The sequence below is a fragment of the Pseudomonas sp. RIT-PI-q genome (genome assembly GCF_001297125.1).
Classification (GTDB): Bacteria; Pseudomonadota; Gammaproteobacteria; order Pseudomonadales; family Pseudomonadaceae; genus Aquipseudomonas.
The window spans coordinates 274,295-294,079 of the sequence record NZ_LHPC01000034.1; the positions used below are offsets into that span (position 1 = coordinate 274,295).

At 51.0% G+C, this 19,785-nt stretch carries 19 protein-coding genes; 13 read left to right on the plus strand and 6 right to left on the minus strand.

From position 1 onward, the window contains the following. Positions 1-14 precede the first annotated feature (14 nt). The 4 genes from AEQ67_RS18720 to AEQ67_RS33965 are packed head-to-tail and all read left to right on the plus strand — an operon-like array spanning position 15 to position 3,707. The gene (locus AEQ67_RS18720; RefSeq protein ID WP_059405311.1) at positions 15-1,307 is read left to right on the plus strand and encodes an amidase family protein; all 1,293 of its coding nucleotides are present in this window, start codon (positions 15-17) and stop codon (positions 1,305-1,307) included. A gap of 14 nt (positions 1,308-1,321) precedes the next feature. Next, the gene (locus tag AEQ67_RS33955; protein ID WP_082377890.1) at positions 1,322-1,705 is read left to right on the plus strand and encodes an ectoine synthase; all 384 of its coding nucleotides are present in this window, start codon (positions 1,322-1,324) and stop codon (positions 1,703-1,705) included. Positions 1,706-1,730: 25 nt separating this feature from the next. After that, a complete protein-coding gene (locus tag AEQ67_RS33960) occupies positions 1,731-2,828 on the plus strand; it encodes a DUF2817 domain-containing protein (RefSeq protein ID WP_082377891.1) in 1,098 nt (365 codons plus the stop codon). A gap of 27 nt (positions 2,829-2,855) precedes the next feature. Beyond that, positions 2,856-3,707 carry a VOC family protein gene (locus AEQ67_RS33965; protein ID WP_082377892.1) on the plus strand — a complete coding sequence of 284 codons (852 nt, stop codon included), beginning with the start codon at positions 2,856-2,858 and terminating at the stop codon, positions 3,705-3,707. Between the two features lie 133 nt (positions 3,708-3,840). Here AEQ67_RS33965 and AEQ67_RS33970 read toward each other — a convergent pair whose 3' ends face one another. Continuing rightward, a complete protein-coding gene (locus tag AEQ67_RS33970) occupies positions 3,841-4,560 on the minus strand; it encodes a Crp/Fnr family transcriptional regulator (RefSeq protein WP_082377893.1) in 720 nt (239 codons plus the stop codon). Between the two features lie 68 nt (positions 4,561-4,628). Here AEQ67_RS33970 and AEQ67_RS18735 point away from each other — a divergent pair, with 68 nt between their 5' ends. From AEQ67_RS18735 to AEQ67_RS33975, 7 genes are all read left to right on the plus strand, one after another. Beyond that, positions 4,629-5,597, plus strand: a complete 969-nt coding sequence (locus AEQ67_RS18735; RefSeq protein WP_236710374.1) for an ABC transporter substrate-binding protein — start codon at positions 4,629-4,631, stop codon at positions 5,595-5,597. After that, on the plus strand, positions 5,594-6,352 hold the full coding sequence (locus AEQ67_RS18740; RefSeq protein WP_059405314.1) for an ABC transporter permease: 759 nt from the start codon (positions 5,594-5,596) through the stop codon (positions 6,350-6,352). Before AEQ67_RS18735 ends, AEQ67_RS18740 begins: the two co-directional genes overlap by 4 nt. Continuing rightward, entirely contained in the window at positions 6,345-6,992 is a 648-nt protein-coding gene (locus AEQ67_RS18745; RefSeq protein WP_059405315.1) for an ABC transporter ATP-binding protein, read from the plus strand. Before AEQ67_RS18740 ends, AEQ67_RS18745 begins: the two co-directional genes overlap by 8 nt. 49 nt (positions 6,993-7,041) lie before the next feature. Further along, positions 7,042-9,132, plus strand: a complete 2,091-nt coding sequence (locus tag AEQ67_RS18750; RefSeq protein WP_063854460.1) for a TonB-dependent receptor family protein — start codon at positions 7,042-7,044, stop codon at positions 9,130-9,132. Between the two features lie 20 nt (positions 9,133-9,152). Then, positions 9,153-9,653 (plus strand): cupin domain-containing protein, encoded by a 501-nt coding sequence (locus AEQ67_RS18755; protein ID WP_059405316.1) that lies wholly within the window; start codon positions 9,153-9,155, stop codon positions 9,651-9,653. 3 nt (positions 9,654-9,656) lie between these two features. Then, positions 9,657-10,373, plus strand: coding sequence for a glutathione S-transferase family protein (locus tag AEQ67_RS18760; RefSeq protein ID WP_059405317.1), 717 nt, complete (start codon positions 9,657-9,659; stop codon positions 10,371-10,373). Positions 10,374-10,811: 438 nt separating this feature from the next. Beyond that, the gene (locus tag AEQ67_RS33975; RefSeq protein ID WP_082377894.1) at positions 10,812-11,177 is read left to right on the plus strand and encodes a histone-like nucleoid-structuring protein, MvaT/MvaU family; all 366 of its coding nucleotides are present in this window, start codon (positions 10,812-10,814) and stop codon (positions 11,175-11,177) included. A gap of 392 nt (positions 11,178-11,569) precedes the next feature. Here the strand turns inward: AEQ67_RS33975 and AEQ67_RS36275 are convergent, their stop codons facing one another. From AEQ67_RS36275 to modA, 5 genes are all read right to left on the minus strand, one after another. Beyond that, the gene (locus tag AEQ67_RS36275) at positions 11,570-12,253 is read right to left on the minus strand and encodes a hypothetical protein (protein ID WP_236710375.1); all 684 of its coding nucleotides are present in this window, start codon (positions 12,251-12,253) and stop codon (positions 11,570-11,572) included. Between the two features lie 417 nt (positions 12,254-12,670). Further along, entirely contained in the window at positions 12,671-13,255 is a 585-nt protein-coding gene (locus AEQ67_RS33980; protein WP_082377895.1) for a nitrogen fixation protein NifQ, read from the minus strand. After that, a complete protein-coding gene (locus AEQ67_RS18775; RefSeq protein WP_059405319.1) occupies positions 13,252-13,929 on the minus strand; it encodes a sulfate/molybdate ABC transporter ATP-binding protein in 678 nt (225 codons plus the stop codon). The genes AEQ67_RS33980 and AEQ67_RS18775 overlap by 4 nt, the downstream gene beginning before the upstream one ends. A gap of 3 nt (positions 13,930-13,932) precedes the next feature. Continuing rightward, a complete protein-coding gene (gene modB, locus AEQ67_RS18780; protein ID WP_059405320.1) occupies positions 13,933-14,607 on the minus strand; it encodes a molybdate ABC transporter permease subunit in 675 nt (224 codons plus the stop codon). A 9-nt stretch (positions 14,608-14,616) separates the two neighbouring features. Beyond that, positions 14,617-15,387 carry a molybdate ABC transporter substrate-binding protein gene (gene modA / locus AEQ67_RS18785; RefSeq protein WP_059405321.1) on the minus strand — a complete coding sequence of 257 codons (771 nt, stop codon included), beginning with the start codon at positions 15,385-15,387 and terminating at the stop codon, positions 14,617-14,619. 921 nt (positions 15,388-16,308) lie between these two features. Between modA and AEQ67_RS18790 the strand changes: the two genes are divergently transcribed. Both AEQ67_RS18790 and AEQ67_RS18795 read left to right on the plus strand, forming a co-directional pair. Further along, entirely contained in the window at positions 16,309-17,787 is a 1,479-nt protein-coding gene (locus AEQ67_RS18790) for a DUF262 domain-containing protein (protein ID WP_059405322.1), read from the plus strand. Next, positions 17,784-19,739 carry a DUF262 domain-containing protein gene (locus tag AEQ67_RS18795; protein ID WP_059405323.1) on the plus strand — a complete coding sequence of 652 codons (1,956 nt, stop codon included), beginning with the start codon at positions 17,784-17,786 and terminating at the stop codon, positions 19,737-19,739. The genes AEQ67_RS18790 and AEQ67_RS18795 overlap by 4 nt, the downstream gene beginning before the upstream one ends. The last annotated feature ends 46 nt before the right edge of the window (positions 19,740-19,785 follow it).

Here is a 19,785-nt window from a genome sequence, read left to right on the forward strand (position 1 = left end):
GCTATGGAGTGGATATGTCTTTCAGTGAACACATTGGCGAGCAGCTGTCGCGGATGGCTCGATTCGGCGATGAAAAAGGTGCCGCCGTTATTAGGCAAGTGAGTTCGACAGCTCTTGCGCAAGCGCAAAGTTGGGACGGATGGGCGGCCTCACACATCGCTGCGCCGCTTTGTGGCCTAAGTGTGGGCGTAAAAGCGTGTTTCGATGTTCAAGGTTGGGTGACCAACGCTGGATCGAGGGTGCTTCAAGATCAGCCTCCAGCCATTTCCGACGCGGCTCTGGTTATGGCATTGAAGCGACACGGTGCGATCGTGACGGCGCAAACCAACATGACTGAGTTTGCGCTCGGAGCATTGGGGCTGAATCCTCATTTTGGAACACCGATGACGCCTCTAGACCCTTCGGGAAAACGCATCGCCGGAGGATCTACTTCAGGTGGTGCGGTTGCGGTGGCATTAGGGCTCGTCGATGTGGCGTTAGGAAGCGATACGAGCGGGTCTGTCAGAATCCCAGCAGCGTTTTGTGGTGTCGTTGGCTTTAAGCCCAGCCGTCGACGTTACAGCGACGAAGGCATGATTTTTCTTTCCCCCTCTTTTGATGTTCCGGGCTTTATTGCTCGTGACGCTGAGACATTGCTGAGAATTGATCATGCATTGGTGCCCGCTGAAGCTCCCAATACTCAAAGAGTTGATTTGCATGGGCGCAGGTTTCTGATACCTGGTCGTTTTGCAATGGAACATGCCGATGCTGCAGTGAGTGAATGTTTTAACGCGGCGCTCGCTATTCTTGAAAGTCATGGTGCGCATTTGGTCAACATCGATTGGCCTGAGCTTGCACATTACGGGGAGGTAGCGGTTGACGGGGGCATCATCATCGCTGAGGCATTTGCCTTGCACCGATCAAATCTAAAAGATCGAGCTCATTTGTATGATCCGCGAGTGGGGCCACGAATTGCTTCAGGTGAGCACGTCATGGCCAGTACCTACTTGGATGCGAAGAAGGCATTGGTTCAATATACCGCTGGTTATCATGAACGATTAGGTAGTTTTGATGCACTGTTGATGCCCACAGTTCCTATTGTACCGCCGACCATTGACGAGCTGGATGACGATTATTCTTATTACAAAACAAACAGGCTGTCATTTCGGTTAACGGAGGTCGCTAACAGAATTGATGCCCCGAGTATCAGCCTGCCGGTAAATCGTGTTCAGCCTATTGGCATTTCAATAACAGGACATTCTGGTCGCGACCGAGAGTTGTTGTATTTGTCGATAGCGATTCAAGCCGCGCTGAAAACAACCATATGAAAAAGGAAATATTCATGATCGTCCGTACCTTAGAAGAGCTTATCCAAACACCTAACCACGTTGTGACCGAGGACTGGCGAAGCACGCGACTAGTTGTGAAGTCAGATGGTCTCGGTTATTCAGTGCACCATACGGTTGTTCCAAAGGGCCATTCGGTGCACTGTCATTATAAAAATCATTTTGAGACCAATTACTGTATTGCTGGGGAGGGTGAGGTGCTCAACGTGGAGAATGGTAAGACTTTCGCCATTCGTGCGGGCACTGTCTATGCCTTGGATCAGCATGATAAACATGTGGTTAGAGCAACCAAGCAAGATTTGCATCTTGTCTGTGTATTTAATCCTCCGATCCAAGGTGAGGAAACGCACAATGCCGATGGCGGTTATGACATTCGTTAATGTTGGTATTAGGAGGTAGCAGCCGTTGTTAAATTATACAGATTATTTTAGTGCCACTTATATGGCTGCTCGAAGCAAGTTTCGGCAAGCTGTATCTGGAGTAAATGGAAAAATCGCCCATTATGTACACCCTGACGCGTTGGGTGCCTTGGGTGAGGTACTAACGATCGACGTAGCCCATGTAGGAAACCCTCAAGGCTCAAAACAGTTAGTGATGATCAGCGGGACGCATGGACTGGAAGGGTTCGCCGGATCAGCACTCCAAGTGGGTTGGTTGTATTATCTAGCCAAAGCATCATTGGCCTCTGATGTGGGAGTGTTGCTCATCCATGGGCTTAATCCTTATGGGTTTTCCCATGGATCAAGAACCAATGCGGGTGGAGTCGATCTCAACCGAAATTTTATTGACCACAGCGACCCTCCGCGAAGCAACGGTCACTACGAAGAGCTCCATCCCTATTTTTCGCCTAGCCGCTGGGATGCTGTTTCAAGATCAGAATGTGAAGCTGCGACAACTGCCTTTCGTACGAAACACGGAGAAGATGCGTATTTTGACGCATTCGCTTGCGGCCAGTATCTCTTCCCGGATGGAGTTTGTTATGGCGGGACTGAGGCGACATGGGAAAATCTCAGACTTCAGGAGATTTTAACGTCATTCATTGGGCATGCGGAAAAGGTCGCGGTCATCGATTGGCACACTGGAATCGGCGTGCATGGCAGACCTTTCCATTTGGTGTTCAGTGAGCGCGACAGTGAGGCTAGAAAACAAACTTCAAATTGGTGGGGGGATCAAAACGTAAATGGCGCTCTTCCTAATAATCGGGTGCAGCCTAATTATAAAGGTTTGGTTTTTCGAGGAGTGGAGAAATTCTTACCCAATAGCACCGTAGCCGGTGGGGTTGTTGAACTAGGTACTAGAGGCCCGATTGCTGCAGACCAGGCCATACGGCAAGATCTTTGGTTGCGTAGCTACGGTCAACACTTATCCGAAGACACCAGATCACAGCTACATACAGACCTGCTTGACTCTCTGAACCCGGTCTCCTATCTATGGCGAGAACTTGTTTTAAAAAATGGACTTCCTATCATAAAAGCGACCACCGATGGTCTTACAAACTGGTAATCGAAGCACACATTGAGGAATAAAAAGATGGGCGTGTCTTATATGCTGGATCACCTGGTAATCGCGGTCTCCGACCTGTCGCAAGCAATTGATGACTATAAATTATTGGGGTTCAACGTGGTTATTGGCGGGAAGCATATGCATGCCCCGACACAAAATGCGTTGATTTATTTTTCCGATGGTACTTATTTGGAACTCATTGAGTGGACAGATCCTGCTCCGGGCGAAAAATGGTATGAGCGATTGACTACCCAGGGAGAAGGGCTTGTCGATTTTGCCCTGGTGCCGTCACAAATAACGCGCGCAATTACCAACGCACGTGCGGGTAAAGTTCTATATCGGGGCCCAATCGGTGGTTCCAGAATAAAGCCCACTGGTGAGCATCTTCTTTGGCAGCTTGGATGGCCAAATTCCAATGCTCTTCCGTTTCTCTGTGGTGATATCACACCGAGATCTTTGCGCGTGCCAGAGGGAGAGGTTCGTAAGCATCAAAATAATGCGTCGGGAATTTCGTCAGTTGCCATACGTGTCAATGATCTGGGTAAGTCTGCTAAAGACTATCGCGCACTTTTAGGTAGTCACTTTGATGGCGTAATACGTGTGACCGCTTCATTGGATGCAGCTGGCTTGGAAGTGCTAAGTCTTCACATGGGGAGTACACAACTACACTTGGTTTCACCTTCAGCGCAAAGCGCAACCGCACCAGCGCGTGCAATGCGTAAGGAGTTAGAGTTAAAAGGAGAGGGCGCCTATTGTATTCATATAAGTGGTGTCAGTAACACCATTTCACTGCGCGATGTTTCCGAGTTGACTCATGGTGTCCCAATAATATTTTCCGATACCCGGCTCACCTTGATTCAACAAATTATTAATTTTTGATCTTGATTTAGCAATCCGTGCGTTAAGCTCGTCTATATTTCTGCGCAATCGTAGGAAAAATGCGGTTATCAGAATAGATGATTTCAGGTGAGCTTATCTGCCGGACATCGCGGGTAAAATGACGGTCTGACGTTTATTCATGCATGAGGGTCTTTGAACAGGGGGCGCCCATCAATCGCAAACTCTCGAGATCCAATATATTCACTCGATTACCTCGACCACTTATAAGGCCTTGCCGGCGCCAGCTTGCCAGCACACGACTGAGTGTTTCGCCTCGCATGCCTAGGTTTGCAGCCAACTGACCTATTTTTAGCGGGAGTTCCAGATCGCTCTTATTCTGTAATGTATGCAACCTCAATACGTATTCAGCAAGCCGGTGTGCGCAATCTGTGGTAGCTAGCGAATAACTCTTGATGAGGCTTTGCCGCAGCATTTCGCTGGTATAACGCAGGCAAGTCAGCGATAGAGGGCCATCCTGTTGACAGGCATCATTCAAAGCTTTGCGCGATATCCAGTAACCTTTTACTGAGGTAGTCGCCTTAGCGCTTGCTGGATAACAACCATGTTCCATAAACATGACTGGTAATGCTACCAAGCTGCCTGCAACAAAATTATTGCGGAAATACTCATCACCCTGTTCGGTGTAGCACACCAAACAAATTTCACCGTTTTCAATCAAGAGGCAGCGTGTAGCGGGTTCGCCCTCATCGTAAATGCGTGCACCGCGTTCAAACGAGCATGGCGATGCATTTGCCGCTAAAAATTGGATTGACGTCGCGTTGGCTGACCCAAGAATTGGATGAAGCGCTATCAATTCAGGAAGAGGTCGTTGGTCGTTTCTGATTTTAGTCATTTTATCCAGTCCAATGCGCCCTGATAATGCAAACGATAATACATATCGTTAAGCTCGAGCGTGCCTGCATGCGGTTTTTTATTTTCGGAATTGCACTTTCATTGAGCCTACCCATTTTGGCCGACTCGGTGCGAGCAACCATAACGATGGCCGGCCCACCTTCGGTGGTGAGTTTTCCACTCTTTCGCATGATTGAGGAGCACGCACTCAAGGCGCAAGCGATCGACGTGCGTTTTCAACTTTGGCAGAACGGGGAACAGCTGCGCGCATTGCTTGTCAGCGAGCATATCGACTTTACTGCTGCTCCAAGTCATTTACCCGCCAACCTCTACAACCGAGGTTTCCCTGTTCGCTTGTTGACGATATCAGCATGGGGCGTGCATTGGCTCGTTAGTAGAGACCCAAATGTCCATAACTTTGAGGACTTAAGAGGCAAAGAGCTTGTGGTACCGCTACGTCATGACATGCCCGGAATTCTGATCGATCGGTTACTCGCCGCTCATGGGTGGGTAGCGGGGCGTGATTTGGTCATCCAATCTGCGCGGGACTTTCCTTCGGCGGTCAATCAACTACTTTCAGGGCAAGCCGAAAACGCGTTGCTGGTAGAACCATCCGTTTCGATCTTGCTCGCGCGCAATGCAGAACAGCCAGGTGCGGCCCCACTTTATCGAGTGCAAAGCCTGCAAGCATTCTGGGCTACCAGTTTTCCCGAGCAACCCCAATTGCCGCAGGCGGGATTGATGGCAACAGGAAAGATTATACAGGATAGCGCGTTGCTCTTGGTCGTTGCTCAGGCGTACCAACGAGCCAGTGTGTGGTGCCAGGATCAACGCCATGAATGTGCTGAACTGGCGCATCGATATTTACCGCATCTATCCGTTGCGGCGCTGGAGGAATCTATCAAATACAGTCCGTTGGATGCTCGTCAGGCGGTCGATGTACAGCAACAGCTGGAGGCATTTTATAAGTTGTTATTCGTACAGACCCCCGAGCTGATCGGTGGACGGATTCCAGAAGCGGGACTTTACGCGCGATGAAACGAACCTCGAGAGGGTGGTCGATTTTCGGCGCCGCGTTAGTGCTAGTCGGATGGTGGCTTTTGGCGTTTAACTCCAGTTCATTGCTGGCGGCGACGCCTGCCGTTGCGGTGGAGCGCTTGTGGCAGCTGCTGCAGGATTCCCATTGGCGTGACCAGTTGCGCTTAAGCCTAGTGCGCATGTTACTGAGCATTGGCTGCGCTACGTTGTTAGGGCTTGTTTTGGGTCTCATAGCAGGGCTCGATTCGAGAGTCCGGGGTGTGCTCGAACCGTTGCGATGGCTCCTGATGGCCACGCCTCCAGTGATTGTCGTGGTATTGGCCATGATGTGGTTCGGCATGGGCAGCACCATGGTCGTATTCATGACGATCGTCGTGTTAACGCCAGGTGTTTACGTCAATACGGTACGGGGCATGGCGTTGCAGGATCCTCAGTTGCTGGCAATGGCTAATGTCTTTCGTTTCGGACTCTGGTTGCGATTGCGCCATCTCTATCTTCCGGCTCTGGCGGGGCCACTTTGTGCTGCGTTTTTAATTGCTGGATCTACAGGGATTCGCATTGTGGTCATGGCAGAAGTTCTCGGCGCGCAAGAAGGCATCGGCTTTGCGTTGGCCAACGCACAGAGTGCATTCGACAGCGGCACTCTGTATGCCTGGGTGTTGGTGGTTCTGCTGTTGGTTGCACTCATCGAATTTGCTCTGTTGCAGCCTTTACAACGGTGCCTCACGGCTTGGAATCAGGTGACGCATGATTGAAGCGAATGAAGTTTGCGTCCGTTATGGCCAATCCCTGGTGCTGACAGGTCTGTCGCTGAAACTGCAGGCCAGAGATCGGGTAGGCATTGTGGGGGGCAGTGGAGCAGGCAAAAGCACACTCCTGCGTATGGCTGCTGGATTACAGCAACCCGATAGTGGCACTTGGACAAACAGTTTTAAACGCACTTCGCTCGCTTTTCAGCAACCAACGCTGCTGCCTTGGCGCAATGCGTTGGATAACTTGGTGATACCGCTACTCGCTTGCGGCCTAGAGCCTATGCGGGCACGGCAGCAAGCATATCAATGGCTGGAGCGTGTGGGGCTTAAAGACAGCGCCGCTTGCTGGCCCTCGCAGTTGTCCGGCGGCATGGCTCAGCGTTTGGGGTTTGCTCGAGCGCTCGCCGTTGAACCGGACTTGCTGCTACTTGATGAGCCTTTCAGCGCCTTAGATCCGCAACTGCGCAAGTCGCTCGCAGACTTATGTCGCCAATGGGTGGAGCACAGCGGTGCTGCTTTATTGGTCGTTACTCATCACCCTCAGGAACTGGCTCCGCTGGTTGAGCGGCGCTTCATGTTGGCCGATGGACAGGCTCAATGGCAGGACGCCTTTGGCGATCCACTGACGCAGTTCCCGCCCTGATCCAGGACACGGGTAACACCTCCCTATCTCATCGTTCTGAGAGAGCAGCATGACCATCAACATTTCCCGTGCGACCACCCTGGTCGCTGCGTTTGGCTTTGCTTTGCCGTTTGGTTACACAACCGCTGGCGACAATGTGCTTAATTTGCCAGTCATTGACATCAGTGGTCGTTCAGAAAGTTTTGATTCATTGGCTCCAAGCGCAGAACAGGAAGCCTCGCGATTGGCGTCTGTTCCAGGTGGCACAAACCTCGCTCAACCCACGCGCGAAACCCGTCTCGGAAGCCTTCGTGACGCGCTTGGTTATCAACCGGGCATCGTCATTCAAGACTTCTCCGCAGGGATTGATCAGCCGAGATTCAACATCCGTGGTTCGGGTATCCAAAGCAATCCCATTAGTCGAGGCGTGCTACTGCTGGAAGATGATCTGCCTGTCAACGACGCGGATGGTTCTTTCATTATCGGTCTGCTTGAGCCGCGCAATAGCGCCTGGGTCAGTGCCCTACGTGGAGGTAACGCGTTGAACCCTGCGGCTTCGGCGCTAGGGGGTGAAGTCAATTTTCGCACACTGACAGGACGAGATGAAAACGGCTCTTTGCGTTTTGAAAGCGGTAGCTTCGGCAGGCTAGGGTGGCAGACCGCGTTGGGTGGCGCGGGCGAAAGTCTTGACGGGCGTATCAGCATGACGGCTGACGACTACGATGGCTTTCGTCACCATTCGCAATCGCAGCGGCGGACTTTGAGCAGTAACGTCGGTCTGAGACTGGATAACGGGTTTGAAAACCGTACTTACCTATCTTGGGCTGATCTGTCTTTCGACATACCTTTTGTGGTGCCGGGGAGTCGTATTGATAGAGACCCAGACGGCGTAATGGGCGATGGCAATACCCCTCAGGATAATCAGCTGAATGTGTATGCTCGCGATCCTAACCGACACATCGAACGCACACGTCTGGCTAACCGTAGCAGTTGGTTGCAGGGGGAGGCTCGCCACACTGTGGGTGTCTATTACCAGAACACTAACGACGCCTTCAAAAACCTTCTTATTGATACACCCAGCCAAACCGACACTGTCGGCGCACAGTGGCGCGTTGAGGGCAGCCTGGGCGACCTCGACTACGGTCTCGGGGCAGGTTTCGATCATAGCGATATAGATCGTTCTTTCTACGCAGTCTCTCCCACAAATGGATCACGACTGAAGAGGTTCGGCGACTATGACCTGCAGGCTCGCAATCTATTTTCCAATCTCGATCTAACCTGGAACCTCGATGCTGAATGGTCACTGCTCGCTGGGCTGAGATATACAGACAGTCAGCGTGACGCGAACGAAAAGACCCCAGGTAAATCCTTGAATCAACAATGGGATTGGTTCGCCCCGAAAGTCGGTGTGAACTGGCGGCCGAATGAAAAAATACGTTGGTACGCAACAGTGAGTACTCAACGTGAAGTGCCGACCTTTTGGGAAATCGTCACCAGCGATGTGAATGCTGCGAACCCGAATATCACCAGTACCGATGTGCTCAAGCTTCGGGCACAAAAGGCACAGACTTTTGAGATAGGCGTTCAGGGGGCTATTCACCCGATGTTGAACTGGGACATCACTGTTTATCGATCTGAAATTCGTGATGAGCTCATCGCAACGACCGATGCTTCCGGCATTCGAACCGGCACCTATAACTATGCCGATCGTACTCGGCATCAAGGGGTGGAGCTGGGGTTGCATGGCAGCGACGACCATTACAGCTATCGACTGGCCTGGACGTATAGCAACTTTCGTTTTGTCGATGGCGCTCTTGAAGGCAATCGAATCGCGGGCGTACCGCGAAATCTTATCAACGCTGAACTGATGCGTCGTTTAGGTCGATGGCAAGTCGGTGGGAATGTCTATTGGCTTCCTGACGGGTCGCCGATCGATCACGTCAATACACCAGGCCTGGAGCAAAAAAACTACGCCCTATTTGGTCTCAAAGCGATTTATGAGGTCTGCGCGAACTGGAGCTTCAACGTGCAAGGCGACAACCTGACTGACCGGCGTTACGAGAGTTCCTACGTCACGCGATACCAAGCAACCGCTGCACAACCCTCGTTCACCGCAGGCAATGGCCGCAGTTTTTCGGCGGGCTTCTCATACCGTTTCTAAGTCTTAAAAGGGAGTCATGTATGGGTCTCACAATGACCGAAGTTTCAGAACCCAATTGGCAACGCCCAAATGGTTTGTCGTTAGCACAGTGGATGAACAACCGACTGGCGTTGCGCGCTACTCGGCACCAGGATTGGGAAACTTTCGCAGGACAGGCAGAGAAGCAACCCAAGCATGCCCGCGCGCAGATTCGCTATATCACCCCAGGCAATCATCCAGGCAGCGTCGCGCCTGGAAGCTTCATGCTCGTCAACATCCTGATGCCACCAGGTCATGGAAGTCCATCCCACAGACATGACGACGCGGAGGAGGTGTTTTTTGTTCTCCGAGGCAACGTAAAAATCGTCGTCAGAAGTGGCGATGAGCATTACGAGCAAGTGCTAGGGCCAGGAGATCTGCTGTCAGTGCCACCAGGTCTCTACCGCCAAGAAATAAATGTCGGCCAGGAGGAAGCCGTCATGTGCGTGGTACTCGGCACCGCCCAACCTCTGCCACCCATTATGGAAATCAGTAAGGAGTAGCATATGTCACCACAGCCACAATTCACCTTATACGGCGCCGGCAGTTCTGCTGTGATGAAAGTCGTGTTGATGCTTGAAGAATTGCATCTGTCTTACCGTTTCGAACACGTGAAAATCTTTCGCGGCGAACAATTTAGTCCTGCGTTTCAGGCGCTGAATCCCAATGGTCGGGTGCCGGTATTGGTCGATCATGGAACGAACCGTACGGTATTTGAGTCCGGTGCCATTCTGATTTACTTGGCGGAGGAGTTCGGAGAATTTTTGCCAGATAAGGGGGAGGAGCGGTATGAAGTACTCCAGTGGCTCATGCTTGAGGTCAGCGGAATAGGGCCGACCTTCGGTCAGCATTTGCACTTCACACGTTTTGAACCGAATGTTTCGGATTACGCCAGAGAGCGCTACACCAGCCAAGCCATTCGCCTCATGGATGTTGTTGAACAGCGTCTCCAGGAACGTAAGTATCTCTGTGATGAACAATACTCGATTGCAGACATGGCAGCGTTTGCCTGGCTCGGGCGGCTCGAGGTCTTCAAGCTTCCACATGAGGGGCGCAAGAATATCGTTCGCTGGTGTAAGGATATTGCGGCAAGGCCTGCTACTGAGCGTATGGAGCAGCTTGCGCGCCAGATACGGGACGAAGCAACGGCTAACCGCAGTCAAGCCGGTGAGGACGATATGGATCGGTTGTTTGGCCGAGGAGAATTTTTGCGGCGCAGCTGATTCACGACGATTGAATTTCCTTCACCGATTCCATTAAGTGCGAGATTTTTCCGGAAATTCTAGCAACGTACATGTGTTGGAAACTGATTTAAAACCCCAGCGTAATCGTTGGGGTATGACCATACTCACTTACTGCCTATGCGTGGAGCGGTGCAAAAGGGGGGGGCATAAACATAAACTAGTTTGGATCTACGCTATAGCGCAAATGGAGTGCTATCGGTTAAACAAATGTTCAAGCGCACCTTTAGAGACAAGGGGGGGGAGGGGAGGAGAGTCGCTGAGATACACAGTTCGGGGGAGGGGACTCAGGCTCTTTAGCAGAGCATCAGCATGCGGTCGATTAGCGCACTCTGCTCGTCAGATTTTGATTTCAATCATTTATCTGTTAAATTTCACGCACTCTTCAACCTACTCCTAATGTCACTTCATGAGGTTTTCATGTCTAAACTCGCGGAATTTCGTCAGCTTGAACGTCACCTTGCAGAACAGTTACAGGCGCTTGAGGCTTTGAAAGGTGATGCTCGTCTCAAGAAAGAAATCGAGTTTGAGTCGAAGCTTCGTGATCTGCTGGCCAAGCATGGGTATAGCTTGAAGGACGTCATTAACATTCTTGATCCACAAGCCGGTCGGCATACTCATGCCTCGTCACCTAAAGCAGGGAGTCGTCGGCCACGCCAAGTAAAAGTTTATAAGCACCCGAACACCGGCGAAATAATTGAAACAAAAGGCGGCAACCATCGCGGATTGAAAGAGTGGAAAGCAGAATTTGGCGCTGAAACCGTTGAGTCATGGTTGAGTAAATGATTCAGTCTTGAGTGACTAAAAAGAGCCCTGAGGGGCTCTTTTTTATTGACATCAAAAATCAAGCAGCCGCTGTTTTGCCTTAGTAGATTTTTACTACGAATCCCAAAGCACGGAGCGCTTTGCTGGTGCGACCATTTCGCGGCGGTGCAATCTCTGGCCTGGCCCAACCTGCCACTTCAGCAATTGAGTTCAATCCATAGCGGGGGATGGTATAGTTACTGTCGCGCCCTGCGTGGTAAATCCGTTGCCAAATATCCGACGAGGTGCCGCCATACAGGACATAGTGCAATAGTTTACGGACATCCCATCCCTGCTATTGCGTTCGCGCATAATGAGCGGCGCAAAGAGCTTTAGACGGCCCTCCTTATCCATTGATACCTGCTCGGGATGACCTAAACTGACAACGGTACTTTGATGATATGATCTATTGTGGCGTGCGTTTTGCTGCATAAAATTTCGAACTCCTGCTCTGTCAGGTGCAGAATTTTGTCTTCAGCCAGTAACTCTCGAACCTTAGGCGCGTGTTGGTAAAACGCATCATCTTCATGCGAGGGAGCATACTTGAGCGACTTCCACCATTGCATAGCCGCTTTCAAGGCTATACTTTTTGAGTTTTTGTTTCGCTGGAAGTATTCCTCGTAGGGCTTGCTGAGACTATCCCCGACTTTGTTATAATAATAGGCGTGAAGGAACTGATCCACCTGCCATCCCGTGGGAACACTCTCATCCACCCAGCTGGGACGAAACTCCGATAGCTGTTCCTCAATACTTCGCAGGATGGCCATAGTACTAAGCCACTCTGCTCTAAAAATCTCTTTCTTTCGTTCGAAGCCACTTTTTTTCTCGGAAAAGCTGGAGCCGTGCCACTCGTCATGCTCTCGTATTTTTTTGGCGTCGTCGTAAACGTTTTTGTTCAACTCATTCATTCGTACCATTTCGGCGATGTAATCGCTTGAAATAGGAATGCTGACCTTCAATTCGCTTAAATACTCGAAAAAATCATCCAGTTCGGTATCCATACCATTGGCAATCAGTTCATCGTCGGTAAGAAATATGCCTACCTCGATGTTAGTCATCCAACCGTTGTCGGTATGATTTGCCGAGCCAATATAAGCGCCATTACCTTTCCATCAAATGACCTTCGGATGGAAACAATCGGGTATGAAGCGTGTGGTGACGTTTTCTTTTTGGTATTTAAGTAGTCGTCTCAGTAGGTCAATCGAGACCGGGACTGTGTGATCGTATCGCATCCACAAATTGAGTTGAATTTTGTTAGCAACGGTATGACCCAGCAGGTCGTGTGCAATGTTTGATGCGCTTGAGCCGTATGCTATGGCAGCGAAAGCGCATTCCACCTCTCCAGGGTGCGGAATTGTTAGCAGAATATCCCTGAGGTGGACTCCGTTGATGCGGTTGGCAATCAGCTTCAATTGTGCATCCCTTCAAAAAGTTGGTTCCCACCCGCCTTTAAGCTTGTCTGTGGAGCAAGGCGATTAATGATAAACAATGTCGGTAAGCACTTTAACAGCTTCTTCCGACCCGTAACAAACCGAGTAGTTGTCGCAGTTAGTACAAACAGGTTCCGGGCACGGGTGAAGCTCCATCCGCTCACACACTCGATGATAAAAAAACTTTTTCCATTTCATTTGGTCGACATTGGCCTCAAAGACGGGGCGAAAGTAATTTTTCAAAAGAAAGCTTACATCGTCGCGACCGGACAAGCCCATGTCATGCCAAAGGTGGTTGCCACCAAAGCAGCCACAGGCCAATGCATACGCGAGCCATATTGTTTCTGGTGCATTACTGCTGCAATCAGCCAACAGCATATTGACTAACTCCTGAAACTCGCAAGGCAGTACCGTATCGTTGGCCACTATTAAAGGGTTGTGGTTTGGCCCCCAGGCACTCGGAAAGCAATGATCCAGCATGCTCCAGTATTCTTCCTCGGCCAGACCAAGCCATTGTGCAAATCGTGGCAGCTTGCCGGTGTTGGCAGCGTCCAGGACACCCGCAATTGCTCGGTAGCTTGGATTATTCGAGTGAGCCGTGTCTGATTTCAGCAAAAGTGAGTAGTTCATGCGCGAGAGTCCGAATAAATACAGCCGTTGCGTAATTCCAGAACGTGATCACTCAGCGCGGCAACATCGTCTGGGTCGTGGGTAATGATCAGCATTGACAGGTCGAGTCTGGCTTGAAGTGCATTTAATTCGGCGCGCATCCTACCCCGAAGCGCCGGATCCAGTGCAGCGAAAGGTTCATCCAGTAACAGTATGTCTGGCTCCACCACCAATGCTCGAGCCAATGCAACACGCTGTTTTTGACCGCCGGATATTTCTGATGGAAAGTTTGTTGCGACGTGATCCAGTTCAAAAGCCATCATCCACTTTTGGACTTGCGGATGGAGTGCCTTGCGTGATGGATTGAGCCACCCGCGCTTAAGGCCAAAGGCAATGTTCTGCGCAACGGTTAAATGCGGGAATAGGGCGTAATCCTGAAACAAATAAGCGACTTTGCGTTGCTGAATAGGCGTATCGATATCCAGACTTCGATCAAGCAGTATTCGGTCATTCACGAGAATGCGCCCGGCGTCCGGTCGTAACAACCCGGCAATCGCTTGAAGTGTCAGGCTCTTGCCTGCACCCGAGGGCCCAAACAAGGCAACGCGCTTGCTTTCTGAGTGAAACGACACATCCAGCATGAAGCTGCGATTAGTGGCCTGCAGGTTTGTAGTAACGGCGACCTCCATGCTCATGATTTACCTCGTCGCATGCCGTACCTTCCCTGGCGCCAGTTTGCTGGCCAACAGCAGCACAACAATGCAAGTAAGGGAGGTGACCACAACCAAAAAAATGGAGGTCTGTTCATCCCCTGCCTGCACCGCGTCAAAAATCGCTACCGACAGAGTCTGCGTGCGCCCCGGCAAATTCCCAGCGATCATCAGCGTAGCCCCAAATTCACCAAGGGCTCTGGCAAAAGCCAGTAGCACGCCTGCCGTTATACCGTTGACCGCTAGAGGTAGGCTCACTCGAAAGAAAACACCAGCTTCGGAGACGCCTAAAACGCGTGCTGCATTTTCAAGTTGCGGGTTGACGTTCTCTAATGCCGCTCGCGCCGAGCGCAGCACCAACGGAAAAGCCACTACCGTTGAGGCGATCACTGCACCCTGCCAAGTAAACACCAACTCCACACCCCAACCCTCCAACCAGGCACCTACCATGCCGCGCTTGCCGATCAGAACGAGTAGGTAATAGCCAAGTACGGTCGGCGGCAACACCAGTGGCAGCGTCAGAATAGAATCGACGAACTCCGCCGCTGGCGACTTCCACTGCGTTAGCAGCTTCGCTACGGCGACGCCCAGCACAAGATTAATCGCGGTAGACCAGAGCGCCACTTTCAGAGACAAGGCCAGCGGTAGCCACATAGCATTCATTTACAGTGCTCAAGGTTTCAGAAAGCCATTTTTAGCAAGTATTACTTGGCCCTCAGGGGAGAGCACATAAGCCGTAAAGCGCGCGGCCTCTGCCGGTTGTTTCGAGCTTGTCGTAATAGCGAGTGGAAACGTGATGGGTGTCTGAGAGGCTACGCGTAGTGCAATCCGCACCTTGTCCGGCATCAGTGCTGCATCGCTGGCAAAAACAAAGCCGGCATCCACTTCTCCGCGCGCTACATAGTCAAGCGTCTGGCGCACGTTTTGGGCGAATACGGCCTTCTTCGATACGGCATCCCATTGCCCAGCTGCCTCTAACGCAGCTTTGGCATAACGACCCAGCGGAACTGAGGCAGGATTGCCATAGGCGACCCGTTTAACTGATGCATCCACCAGGTCTGACAACGACACAATGGGCAGTTTGCTATCGATCGGCACGATCAAAACCATTTGATTGGCCGCGAAATCCTGGCGTGTGTTTGGTTGGACAACCTTCTCTGTCACTGCTTTGTCCATGGCAACTTGATCTGCAGATGCGATCACATCCGCAGGCGCCCCCTGAATGACCTGCTGCACCAGTACATCTGCAGCGCCAAAGTTAAGAATTATTTTAGTTTCAGGATGGCGCGCTTCGTATGCAGTAGCTAGCGACTTGAAACCGTTAGTTAAACTACTAGCGGCAGAAACGACGAGCTCACCGGCATGCGCGGACGGGAGAACAACTGCAAGTACGAGCGCACCAGCTACACGGATGCTGGCGAATTGGAGTCGCGAAAAATACATAAAGATTTCCATAATAGGGGGCGGTGGTTAAACCGGTATATAGATCCGTATATAACCATGAAGCGATCGCGCTGTAACGGATCAAGAAGTAAGTAATCCTGATGCTTGTTATTTTTTAGGAATTGTGGGTTGGCTCGCTATTGGCCCTGATTTCATAACGATTCTATTTATAAAATGGGTAAAATTGTTTGGGGGCAGATGGTTTAAAGTCCTATTAAGCAAATGCTGACTTTAAAGCGTTTCGACTATTCTCCGATTCAGATCGCAGATTACCAATCCTGTGAGAATAATGAGCGATCTTGAAATAGATCGAGCGGTTTTTAATGTAGTTATCGAAGTAGCGGGCAAGTTAAATATTAATCAAAAGATGATCTTCCTGCACCTAAAAGTGGCAGTAATCATCATTCTCCACCGTAGTCGACAACGTCAGGTTATACAGTGGGGGACTGAGGTCTAGTGGCCGGCTTTCGAGCATAGTCAACTCATCACAGGATTTTCAGCATTGAACAAAAGCAAAAAGAAACCTCGAAAGGCGACGTGAAGGCGCGCCGTTGTGCGGCGCTCGGTGGCGTAGGTTTTTAGGCGTGTACAACGTACCCATGAGCGATCTCACAACCTGAGCAGCAACGAAAATGTACGCATCAGAGGCTGACTGATATAGAGGCGAAACCGCGTCTGCTTTGAGGTCAAACGGTTTGAATCGTGCTCTCCCATGCGTCTGCAGATAAGCTCGTTCGGCCCGCAGAGCTATGCCTGAGTATGGTTTTGGCGTTTTTTGGAACCACAAACGAATCAGTACAATAGCAATGCTGCACCTTGTTTTTGCCAATTCTGACTGAGATCATTTGGCCATTACTTAATCTCATAAATTTCAAGTCCGCGCCAACGCCCAGGCTTGCTTAATCTTAGGAATTGGCACGAGTGACTGAGCAGCTCAGGGATGAACAATGGTCATTGATTCACGATCTTGTGGCATCTGATATCGTCGTGGCCAGCACATCAGTTGCGCAGCTGCTAGGTCTCGAACCGATCCTTGGAAACGGGGATACCTTGATCGAAGGTCGTTTGAATATTCCTGAATATCAACGTCCTTATCGCTGGCGCACAAAGCACCTGAAGCATCTATTGAATGACCTGGAAGAGTATTTTTCCCAGACTCTGCATGAGAATGCTTCGGGCCATGATTTCTACTTGGGCAGCGTCATTCTGCATCAGACCCGCATGCCAGGCAGGCGCAAGGATCAACTAAATGTCATTGATGGTCAGCAACGTTTGATCAGCATGGCGTTGTTCGCTTATCTGTTGGGTGAACGACGCTTGGCCAATGGCATATCACTGTCCTCACCCGAGTCTCAGGCGCGAGCCCACAAGAATCTTGAATGGCTCAAGCAGCAATCCCTGCCAGCGATTGATTTCTCCCGGGTTAATATCACGCTGGTCGTGACACGCAGAGAGGATGATGCCTACCGTTTTTTTGAAACACAGAATACGGGTGGCGTAAGGCTAGATGGTGCTGCGATTCTCAAAGCACACCATTTACGCATGGTGCCGAGAGACGAACAGGATACCTATGCAAGGCGTTGGGAGTCATGGGGTGAACTGAGCCACGTGTTGGACGCAGTGATGAAGTCGCGTCATTGGCAAACCCTTCATTGGCGGCATTTGTCCTCCCATCGACTGCCTGTTCCGGTTCGAGAGGAAATCGTCTCGGAGTTTGCAGAGCGCACTGGGCGTGGAGAGGATATAGCCTACCGCACGGTCAATATCAGTCATTCTTTGGGACAGCAGATCCAGCACATGGCTAGCCAGGGATATGCGATGCGCCAGCCGATAAATGGCGGTGCAAATGCCATCCACTACCTCGATTACTTTCAGCAGCTGCGCAACAGTGTGCTGCTCAGTCGCAATGACAGCAGCCTGGTGTCATTTCATCGGTTCTACGACTCCTTGGTGATTAAGGCTAATGGCAGCGAATTTTTACGCAGGCTGTTTGACTGTGCAGTGTTGCTGTATGTCAGTCAGTTTGGCCATCGGCAGCTATTGGAAGCCGGGTATTGGCTATTCCGGGTTGTTTTTGCCCCCCGCCTGATTAACGAAAAAGCAGTGCGTGAAAGCTCGGCACAGAGCTTTGTCAAAGATCATCCGATGCTCGATTGGATTGCTGCAAGCTACACCCATGAGGTGCTAATGGAGACGCTAAAGAATTTCAAATATCCGATCGCCAACCGTCTTGATGCCAACAGTGTGAAGTACAAGTTTGTACGCACCGTGCAGGCCTATTTTTCTATGTCGCCAGTCGAACCAGGCGACGCGTTGAGTGACACTTTTGACGACGAGCTCAAGGGTGCCATCCGTTGCCAGCTTAAAGCGCTTCCAATGAGTCAGGCAGCCATACGATGAATACCAGAGTCCACTCGTTCGTTCAGACTCCGTCCCAGCTCTGTGCCGATGATGTTTCCCTGATCATCCCGAGCTATCAGCGTCCCTATGTGTGGCCGAGCGAGGATGTGACAGCTCTGCTGGATCAGATCATTGCGGCCTATGAGGCGGGTGCCCCTCATTACTATATCGGTACGATATTGACCTCTGTCGTAGCTCCCCCATCTTCTGAGGGGAGCAGTACCACCTATGAAGTGATTGATGGCCAGCAGCGTATGACGACGCTGATGCTTCTGGCGCTCGCACTCAATGCTGTTGTGCCGGGTAATCCACTCGCAGCGTTTGTCATAGTCGAAACCCGCCCCCGGCTAGTCTTCGCCATCCGCGAAGAAGTCCAGCGATTGCTCGGAAGTTGGGCAGGGCTTGAGGTCGACGCCACACCAAGGGGCTCGACGAAAACCGAGAAAGCTTACTTCGAGCACCTGGTCGCTGCCCGCAAGGCGCTCTCCGACCGTCTGAGCGTCTTGCAGGGCGTACAGGGGGAGCGAGGTGAGCGGTTTTTGTCGGGGCTCGCCGCATACATCTTCGCTCGGGTGAAGTGGGTCAACAATGTCATGCCCAAGGGGATGGATCTGAATCGGCTGTTTTCAACAATGAATAACAGCGGCGTTCAGTTGGAGCAGAGCGATATTCTGAAGTCACGCCTTTTGAGAAAAATTGAAAAGAACAAATCACGCTACGACGCTATCTGGCAAGCGTGCGAAAATATGGACGATTACTTCGAACGCAATTTGCGTCGAGTTTTTCCAGGTGCCAGCTGGAAAACCCTGAAAGCCGATGATTTGGCAAAGCATAACGCCACGTTCTTTCCGCTTGATCACGCCGCGCCTCAGGCCGAAATGGGTATGACTATTGCTCAAATCGCCAAGCTTGAACGGCAGGAGTCTGCTGAGGTGAAAAAGCCTACAAAGCCGATTCGGTACTGTCGCCCAATCGTCAGTTTCAGTTTGTTGCTGATGCACACTTATCGGATTTACCTGCATCAGTGGGAAGAAGACGACGTCGAAATTCGGCTGCATGACAGTCGACTGAACGAGTACTTTGAAGACTTCGTGACTTACCTCGATGAGCGCAAGGCCAAGAAATTCATTGAATGCTTGTGGCAGGTGCGTTTTCAGTTTGACCGCTGGGTTGTCAAGTGGTTGCCGGAACAGGACAGCACAAACTGGCATCTACGCCTGACTACTTTACTGCGCGGTAAAACCAAAGAAGGGTATCGACTTGTCCGTTCCTCCCTTGAAAGCAGTGAACTGAGCCAATTACAAAGTGTGCGTAATTTTACAGGTGAACGCAGTGCCCAGTACTGGTTAACCCCTTTTCTCGGTGCACTGATAGCGGGTAAAGCTAGCTCGATAGGGCAGGTACAGATGCTGTTGGAGCGAATTGACAACCAGCTGTCGCTCTCTGAGGACAGTCAGAAGATTGCCAGCTTCAAGCTGTTGTCTGAAACGCGTCCCGCCATGCGCTCTATCACGGCCGTGCTGGCAGAATTGAAAGTGCCTCAAGGTACACGCTTTGAACATTACTGGTTTCAGAAGCTTGAATACATCCTGTGGCGTGAACGAAGCCGCTTCAATTTTTATGACTTAAAGAAGCTGGCGGCCTACCGGGTGACCTCAAAAAACTCTGTTGAGCACGTTCACCCTCGCAAGGAAGAATTTGGACGGCGCCTGGATTCCAAGCATTTGGACAGCTTCGGCAATCTGGTGCTGTTAAGCCCAGGCGAAAACTCGTCATACAGCAACCAGAGTGTGGGGAAAAAACGCGAGCATTTTCGCGAAAAGGATCGATATGACTCTTTGAAGCTCGCGCATATTTTCAACGCCAAGGCGAATCGCGAGTGGGATGGCGCAGCCATAGAGCAGCATCAGGAACAAATGTTGCGTTTGATCGCGAGCCACTATGGCCAGTGAACGGCTACGCCCTTGAGGCAGCGTCACAAAGCGCCTGTTTGAGTGC

Coding starts and splice junctions, on each gene's coding strand:
- AEQ67_RS33955 (WP_082377890.1), top strand. CDS start 1,322: ATGATCGTCCGTACCTTAGAAGAGCTTATCCAAACACCTAACCACGTT.
- AEQ67_RS18760 (WP_059405317.1), top strand. CDS start 9,657: ATGTCACCACAGCCACAATTCACCTTATACGGCGCCGGCAGTTCTGCT.
- AEQ67_RS18750 (WP_063854460.1), top strand. CDS start 7,042: ATGACCATCAACATTTCCCGTGCGACCACCCTGGTCGCTGCGTTTGGC.
- AEQ67_RS18775 (WP_059405319.1), bottom strand. CDS start 13,929: ATGAGCATGGAGGTCGCCGTTACTACAAACCTGCAGGCCACTAATCGC.
- AEQ67_RS36275 (WP_236710375.1), bottom strand. CDS start 12,253: ATGACTAACATCGAGGTAGGCATATTTCTTACCGACGATGAACTGATT.
- AEQ67_RS33975 (WP_082377894.1), top strand. CDS start 10,812: ATGTCTAAACTCGCGGAATTTCGTCAGCTTGAACGTCACCTTGCAGAA.
- modA (WP_059405321.1), bottom strand. CDS start 15,387: ATGTATTTTTCGCGACTCCAATTCGCCAGCATCCGTGTAGCTGGTGCG.
- AEQ67_RS33965 (WP_082377892.1), top strand. CDS start 2,856: ATGGGCGTGTCTTATATGCTGGATCACCTGGTAATCGCGGTCTCCGAC.
- AEQ67_RS33980 (WP_082377895.1), bottom strand. CDS start 13,255: ATGAACTACTCACTTTTGCTGAAATCAGACACGGCTCACTCGAATAAT.
- AEQ67_RS33970 (WP_082377893.1), bottom strand. CDS start 4,560: ATGACTAAAATCAGAAACGACCAACGACCTCTTCCTGAATTGATAGCG.
- AEQ67_RS18795 (WP_059405323.1), top strand. CDS start 17,784: ATGAATACCAGAGTCCACTCGTTCGTTCAGACTCCGTCCCAGCTCTGT.
- AEQ67_RS18735 (WP_236710374.1), top strand. CDS start 4,629: ATGCGGTTTTTTATTTTCGGAATTGCACTTTCATTGAGCCTACCCATT.
- AEQ67_RS18745 (WP_059405315.1), top strand. CDS start 6,345: ATGATTGAAGCGAATGAAGTTTGCGTCCGTTATGGCCAATCCCTGGTG.
- AEQ67_RS18720 (WP_059405311.1), top strand. CDS start 15: ATGTCTTTCAGTGAACACATTGGCGAGCAGCTGTCGCGGATGGCTCGA.
- modB (WP_059405320.1), bottom strand. CDS start 14,607: ATGAATGCTATGTGGCTACCGCTGGCCTTGTCTCTGAAAGTGGCGCTC.
- AEQ67_RS18740 (WP_059405314.1), top strand. CDS start 5,594: ATGAAACGAACCTCGAGAGGGTGGTCGATTTTCGGCGCCGCGTTAGTG.
- AEQ67_RS18755 (WP_059405316.1), top strand. CDS start 9,153: ATGGGTCTCACAATGACCGAAGTTTCAGAACCCAATTGGCAACGCCCA.